This window comes from Methylobacterium sp. Leaf118 (assembly GCF_920984675.1).
Taxonomy (GTDB): Bacteria; Pseudomonadota; Alphaproteobacteria; order Rhizobiales; family Beijerinckiaceae; genus Methylobacterium.
In genome coordinates this window covers 81,755-88,774 of sequence record NZ_CAKLBV010000016.1, presented here as the reverse complement: position 1 = coordinate 88,774, position 7,020 = coordinate 81,755, and the positions used below count along the sequence as shown (strand labels likewise).

Annotated in this window: 5 protein-coding genes and 1 pseudogene; 3 read left to right on the top strand and 3 right to left on the bottom strand. The window is 73.7% G+C overall.

Features of this window, described 5'->3' with window-relative positions; genetic code table 11:
- The 3 genes from LW587_RS09525 to LW587_RS09515 all read left to right on the top strand — a co-directional run.
- Positions 1-894, top strand: an 894-nt coding sequence (locus tag LW587_RS09525) for a tetratricopeptide repeat protein (protein ID WP_232629347.1), incomplete at its 5' end; no start/stop codon positions are given.
- A gap of 62 nt (positions 895-956) precedes the next feature.
- The gene (locus tag LW587_RS09520; protein ID WP_232629346.1) at positions 957-2,198 is read left to right on the top strand and encodes a hypothetical protein; all 1,242 of its coding nucleotides are present in this window, start codon (positions 957-959) and stop codon (positions 2,196-2,198) included.
- An 85-nt stretch (positions 2,199-2,283) separates the two neighbouring features.
- A complete protein-coding gene (locus LW587_RS09515) occupies positions 2,284-3,363 on the top strand; it encodes a catalase family protein (RefSeq protein ID WP_232629345.1) in 1,080 nt (359 codons plus the stop codon).
- Positions 3,364-3,439: 76 nt separating this feature from the next.
- On the opposite strand, the gene LW587_RS09510 is transcribed toward LW587_RS09515, so the two are convergent.
- From LW587_RS09510 to LW587_RS24145, 3 genes and pseudogenes are all read right to left on the bottom strand, one after another.
- The gene (locus LW587_RS09510; protein ID WP_232629344.1) at positions 3,440-5,203 is read right to left on the bottom strand and encodes a monovalent cation:proton antiporter-2 (CPA2) family protein; all 1,764 of its coding nucleotides are present in this window, start codon (positions 5,201-5,203) and stop codon (positions 3,440-3,442) included.
- Positions 5,204-5,455: 252 nt separating this feature from the next.
- Entirely contained in the window at positions 5,456-6,418 is a 963-nt protein-coding gene (locus tag LW587_RS09505; protein WP_232629343.1) for a pirin family protein, read from the bottom strand.
- A gap of 338 nt (positions 6,419-6,756) precedes the next feature.
- Positions 6,757-7,020: pseudogene (locus LW587_RS24145) on the bottom strand (hypothetical protein); the annotation flags it as partial.

Below are 7,020 nucleotides of genomic sequence, written 5' to 3'. Positions count from 1 at the left end.
CTCGGGCGCCTCGCGCCCGGGGCCTTCCCGCGCCCCTGGCGCCGGGCCGCCCGGATCACGGGGCTCGCGCTCGCCGGGGCCGGGATCCTCAGCCTGATGCTGGTCTCCGAGCCGCGCACCACCCTGGGGCGCGCCCTGCTGGCGGCGGGATTGCCCGGGGCGGCGCTCGGCGTGTTCGAGGCGCCGGCCTGGCGGGCCGCCGCCCTCTACGCGGCCGGGCGCTACGCGGAGGCGATCGCGATCTATCGCATGCAAGGGCGGCGCGGCGCCTACAACCTCGGCAACGCACTCGCCCGTTCCGGCGACCTCAAGGGGGCGCTCGACGCCTATGACGAGGCGCTGGCCTACAACCCCCGCGACGCCGACGCCCAGGCCAACCGCTCCCTGGTCGCGAAGGCGCTGGAGGAGGCGATCGACCGTGGCAAGGGCGGCGGCATCGCCAACGCCTCGGCCCAGTACGGCGCCCGCTACAACAACACCGCCAACCAGGACCAGAACGACGACATCAAGTCGACCTCCAGCGGCGAGGGCCTGGCCGGCAACAAGGAGGCGAGCGCGTCCGCCTCCCTGCCGGGCACGAGCCCGGTGGCCCGGCGCGGCAAGGCCGAGCAGCAGGCGGTCGATTCCGGCAAGGGGCAGGCCCGCGGCTCGGCGAGCGACGCGGCCGGACGCGGGCGCCAGGGCGCGGGCTCGGCCATGGTCGCCGCCGCCCCGGAGAAGGAGGCGCGTCGTGTGACGAAGAGCTTCGAGGCGCACGAGATCCACCCCGACCGGCTCTGGCTCCAGACCCTGCCGGACGAGCCCGGCCGCTTCCTCAAGCTGCGCCTCAAGGCCGAGCAGGCCCGCCGGGTGGACGCCGGCACCGCGATCCCGGGAGGCAGCAACCCGTGGTGATTCTCTCAGGATTGATCCGCGCCGCCCGAACCCTCCCCCCGCTGCGGGGGAGGGCTTGGAAGGTGCCCCTCCTGTTCGCCTTCCTCGGCTTCGCCGTCCCGGCCCAGGCGATCGACCCCGGCGACCTCACCTTCACGGTGACCCCCGAGCTGCCGCCGACGGGGGCGCCCTATGCCCGCGAGATGGTGCTGCTGCGCCTGCGCGGGGTCTACCGCACCCAGATCCTCCTGGAGGAGGTGCGCCAGCCCGCCCTCGTGAACTTCTCCTGGACCCAGCTCGGCCGCGACACCTGGGGCCGCACCCGGATGGCCGACGGGCAGATGGCGCTGGAGTTCCAGCGCACGGTCGCGGTGTTCCCGCAGCACACCGGCACCTTCACCATCGACCCGTTCATCCATCGCCTGACGATCAACGACAACGGCGAGCGCAAGCAGATCGACGTGCGCTCCGAGCCCGTCCCCTTCCCGGTCGCGACCTGGACGGCCGGCAGCGGCGGGCCGGACGCGCCCGAGCCCTGGTGGCTGCCGGCCCGCGACGTGTCGATCACCGATCACTGGGAGCCCGATCCCGAGACGATCAAGATGGGCGAGACCGCCCGGCGCATCGTCGTGCTGGAGGCACAGGGGATGCTCGCCGAGGGGCTGCCGCCCCGGCCGGTCATGCGCACCCGCGGCATCGTCACCTTCGCCGGACCGGTGAAGCGCGAGACCATCATCACGCCTTCGGGGCCCGTGGCGCGGGCGACCTACCAGTGGGACGTGCGGCCCGGCGTGCCGGAGGTGATCCCCCTCGACGCCATCAAGATCCCGTGGTTCGACACCGCGTCCCGCACGATGCGCGAGGCCGAGATCCCGGCCCGCCAGATCGGCGGCGGCCTGCCCGACCGGGAGGAGGATCTGAAGCCCCCCGCACCCGCGAGCTGGCCGGTGCTCGCGGCCGCCGCTTTGGCGGCCTTCGGCCTGGGGCTCGCCCTCGTCGGCTTCGGCACCGGGCCGGGGCGGCTTCGCCTCGACCGGGGCTTCGCCCGCGCCCTGAAGCGGGCGGCCGGGGCGAACGACGCACACGCCCTGCGCGCCGTCCTCGGGGAGGCCCTGCGGGCCCGGCCCGATCTCGCCGCCCTCTGGCGCGACGACCCGGAGATCGCCGACGCCCTCGCGCGGCTCGACGCGCACCTCTTCGGTCAGACCGGCGCGCCCGCCCCCCGGCTCGCCCAGGCGCTCCTGCGGCCCCGCCGCCCGGCCGCGGGCCCGCTGGCGCCGGAGCCGCGCCTCGCCCCCCTCGACGGGCCGCTCGCGAAAGCGTGACGGGCGCGCCGGAACGGCCGCGCTTCGCCCCCGGTTTCGACCCTTGCGCCCTGCCCCGGGGGCGGCCGGTTCCACGGAGATGGTGTTGAGCGCCGCGAGCCCGATCCCCTATCACCCGTCCGTGGAGCAGCCCCGCACCGACGAGGATGCGGTGCATGCCGAGATGCTGGCGACCTTCGCCCGGATCCAGACCACCACCTTCGAGGATTACGGCCGGGCGGTGCGCGGCGTGCACGCCAAGAGCCACGGCCTGCTCGAAGGCCGGCTGGAGGTGCTGCCCCACCTTCCCCTCGAACTGGCGCAGGGATTGTTCGACGGGCCCGGCGGCTACGACGCGATCCTGCGCCTGTCCACCAATCCCGGCGACATCCTCGACGACAGCGTCTCGACCCCGCGGGGGCTGGCGCTCAAGATCGTCGGCGTGCCGGGCGAGCGCCTGCCCGGCGCGGCGGGCGCCACCCAGGATTTCGTGATGGCCAATGCCCGGGCCTTCACGGCGCCGGACGACGCCGCCTTCCTCAAGAGCCTGAAACTGCTCGCCGCCACCACCGACGCCCCGCAGGTCCTCAAGAAGGCGGTCTCCGCCGTGCTGCGCGGCGTCGAGACCGTGCTGGAGAGCGTCGGCACCAAGAGCCCGACCGTGATCGCGCTGGGCGGCCACCCCGAGACGCATATCCTCGGCGAGACGTTCTACAGCCAGGTGCCCGTGCGCTGGGGCGACTACGTCGCCAAGGTCGCCCTCGCCCCGGTCTCGCCCGAGCTGGTGGCGCTGACGGGGGCGGCCGTCACGGTCAACGGCCGGCCCAACGGCCTGCGCGAGGCGGTCAGCGCGTTCTTTGCCGAGCACGAGGGCGTGTGGGAGCTGCGGGCGCAGCTGCGCACGGATGCGGAGACCATGCCGGTCGAGGACGCCTCGGTCCCATGGCCGGAGGACGAGAGCCCCTACATCGCGGTCGCCCGGCTCACCGTGCCGCGCCAGGACGCCTGGAGCGCGGACAAGGTGCGCCGGATCGACGACGGGCTCGCCTTCAACCCCTGGCACGGCCTCGCGGCGCACCGGCCCCTCGGAGCGATCATGCGGGCCCGCCGCGCCACCTATCCGGCCTCGGCCGACTTCCGGGCCGAGCGCAACGGCTGCCCGCTCCACGAGCCGGGCGGGCGGTGAAGGACGGCCTTACCCGGGGGAGCGGAACCGATCGGCCGGACCTCGGGGGGCAGCAGCGTGAACGGCGCTCCGGCCCTCAGTGCCCGCCATGCGCCGCCCCGGCATTGCCCCGGATCAGCTCGCGGCCGGCATAGAGGCCGCCGACGATCTCGAGGTCGAGGCGCTCGACGTCGCGGCGGCGGACCTCCTCCATGATCTCGGCCGCCGCCTCCGGGTCGGAGCCCACGGCCAGGAGCGCCCGCTCGCCCAGGGCGAAGGCCGATTCCACCGTCTCGCGGATCTGGTAGGCCACGCCCGCCTCGATCAGGGCGATCGCGTGCTCCCGGTCGCGGGCCCGGGCCAGCACCGGGACCAGCGGGAACTCCGCCTTTGCGATCTCGGCGATGCGCCGGGCGGCCTCGCGGTCCTCGACGCAGATCAGGATCGCCCGCGCCGTCGCGGCGCCCGCCGCGCGCAGGATGTCGAGCCGCCCGCCGTCGCCGTAATAGACCTTGAAGCCGAACCCCTCGGCGAGGCGGATGTTGTCGGGGCTCGTGTCGATGATCGAGACCGAGCAGCCCCGGGAGATCAGCGGCTGGCTGGCGATCTGCCCGAAGCGGCCGAACCCGATGATCAGCGCGCTGCCGACGAGATCCTCCGGCGCCTCCATGCCGTCCGTGGAGGGCGTGGCCTTGGGCCCGAGCCGGTCGAAGGCGATGACGATCAGGGGCGTCGCCGCCATCGACAGGATCACCGTCGCGGTCAGGACGGCGTTGGTGGTGCCGTCGATGATGCCGGCGCTCGCGGCCGCCGCATAGAGCACGAAGGCGAACTCGCCGCCCTGCGCCATCAGGGCCGCCCGTTCCAGCCCCTCGACATGCGAGGCCCGCAGGGCCCGCGCCACGCCGTAGATCACGAGGCTCTTCACCACCATGTAGGCGGCCACGCTCATCAGGATCAGCGCCCCGTTCGCGGCGATCACGGCGAGATCGAGGGACATCCCGACGCCGAGGAAGAACAGGCCGAGCAGGATGCCGCGGAACGGCTCGACATCGGCCTCCAGCTGGTGGCGGAAGCTCGATTCCGAGAGCAGCACGCCGGCCAGGAACGCGCCCATCGCCATGGAGAGCCCGCCGAGCTGCATCGCCAGGGCCGAGCCGAGCACGACGAGCAGCGCGGCGGCCGTCATGACCTCCCGGGCCTTCGAGGCGGCGAGCAGGCGGAACAGCGGGTTCAGCAGCCAGCGCCCCGCGGCCACGAGGGCGGCGACGGAGCCCAGGGCGATCGCGATCGACAGCGCCCGCTCCGCCCCGGTCGCCGCATTGCCGCCGGGCGCCAGCAGCGCGACGGCGGCCAGCAGCGGCACGATGGCGAGGTCTTCCAGCAGCAGGATGGCGACGATGCGCCGGCCCTTCGGCAGCGAGAGCGCGCCGCGCTCCTCCAACAGCTGCATGACGATGGCGGTCGAGGTCAGCACGAAGCCGGTCCCGGCCACGAAGGCGACGACGGGGGTGAACCCGAGGCCGATGCCGACCGCCATCAGCGCGGCGATGCAGGCGCCGACCTGCAGCAGGCCGAGGCCGAAGATCTCCCGGCGCATGCCCCAGAGCCGGGACGGCTCCATCTCCAGCCCGATGATGAAGAGGAACATCACGACGCCGAGTTCGGCGACGTGCAGGATCGCGTGGGCGTCCGAGAACAGGCCCAGGCCGAACGGACCGATGGCGAGTCCGGCCAGCAGGTAGCCCAGCACCGAGCCGAGCCCGAGCCGCTTGAACAGGGGGACGGCCACGACGCCCGCGGCCAGGAGGGAGACGACCTGAACGAGCTCGCTCGCGGCCCCGGATGCTTCGACAGCCATGGCGGATCGGACCTTTCGCGGTGAGGAAGGGCGCGGGTCGGGCGCCGTGGGGTTCGAGCGTGGCCGTTCCGGCTTTACCAAGCGCGTCGGCGCGACGCGCCCCGACCGGACCGGGCGCCCCCCATGCGTCCGGCGGGCGCGCCGCGCGGGATGAGCCGGCGGCAGCGGCCCGTGTCATGCGGCGCCTCGGCGGGGCCGCATGACACGGGCCTGGGGCCTCGGCGACGCCCCGCGCCAGGAATGCGGCGGCCGCTACGGGTAGCGGACGGGGGTCGGGGCTTGCTTGGGATCCTCCTTGGGATCCTCCGGCAGGGGGATGAACTCCGCGTCGTTGGGCACGGTGTCGAACCGGCCCTGGCGCCAATCCTCCTTGGCCTGGGCGATCCGCTCGGGGCGCGAGGAGACGAAGTTCCACCAGAGATGGCGCGGGCCGTCCATCGGCTCGCCGCCGAGCACCATGAAGCGGGCGGCCTCGGTCGCGCGCACGCTGATGCGGTCGCCCGGGCGGAACACGAGGAGCTGGCCGGGCCCGAAGCCGTCGCCCGCGATCTCGATCGCCCCCGAGACCGTGTAGATCGCCCGCTCGTCGTAGGTCGGGTCGAGGGGCAGCACGGCGCCGGCCTCCAGCGCCACGTCGGCATAGACCATCGGGCTCGAGCTGCGCACGGGCGAGCGCGCGCCGAAGGCCTCGCCCGCGATCAGGCGCACGGTCTTGCCCTCGCCGGTCAGCACCGGCAGCGCGTCGGCCTCGTAATGCTCGAAGGCCGGCGCGGTCTCCTCGTCCCGGGCCGACAGGGCGACCCAGCTCTGGATGCCGAACAGCCGGGAGCCGGTCTGGCGGAGCGTCGTCGCGGTGCGCTCGGAATGGGTGATGCCCCGCCCGGCGGTCATCCAGTTCAGCTCGCCCGGCCGGATCGGCAGCTCCGTGCCCAGGCTGTCCCGGTGCATGATCTCGCCGTCGAACAGGTAGGTGACGGTGGAGAGCCCGATATGCGGGTGCGGGCGCACGTCCATGCCCTGCCCGAGCAGGAACTCGGAGGGGCCCATCTGGTCGAAGAAGATGAACGGGCCGACCATCCGGCACTGGGTGGAGGGCAGCGCGCGGCGCACCGCGAAGGAGCCGAGATCGCGCGAGCGGGGCACGATCAGGGTCTGGATCGCGTCGCAGCTGAAATGGTCGCCCGGAACGGGATCGTCGGCACTGTGCCAGCTCATCGCGTCTGCTCCCTCGTCGATCGGCCGCAGGGGCGCGGCCCGGATGGGTATCGGTGTCCGTTCGAGGCCTGCCTCAGACCCTCGATACCCGCATTCTGCGCGAAACCCGATCGATCGAAAACGGAAACGAGCGAAACCCATCGTTTCGAAAAGCTGTTTTCGAACGGCCTCTTCGCTTCGGACCGGCGCGGCTCGCGCAGGGCGTTGCCCCGCCCAGCGGCGACCGCGGCCCGGCGAGGCCGTCAGAAAACGGAGAGCGGGGGAGACGGGCCGGGGCCGAACGCCTTGGCCCGGGCGGGGACGCCGGATCGCGAACACAGCCGATCCGAGACAGACGCTCAGGGTCGCGTCCGTGAGTCCCGGCCGCGTCGCGCCCTCGCCCGCGTCAGGCCGGGCACCGGGATGGCCTCCCGCGGTAGCGCCGCCGCGGCGAGGCCGAGATCCAGCAGCCCGTCGAGACCCTCGCGCCAGAGCGAGAGCGGCGTCGGCCGCGCGAGGGTGAGCGCGGCCTCGCTCTCGCCGGGGGGGCTGCGCAGGTCCGCCCCGAGGGTCCCGGCCAGATGCCGCATCGCCCCGTTATCCGGCAGGCAGCGCAGGTGCAG

Coding starts and splice junctions, on each gene's coding strand:
- LW587_RS09510 (WP_232629344.1), bottom strand. CDS start 5,203: ATGGCTGTCGAAGCATCCGGGGCCGCGAGCGAGCTCGTTCAGGTCGTC.
- LW587_RS09505 (WP_232629343.1), bottom strand. CDS start 6,418: ATGAGCTGGCACAGTGCCGACGATCCCGTTCCGGGCGACCATTTCAGC.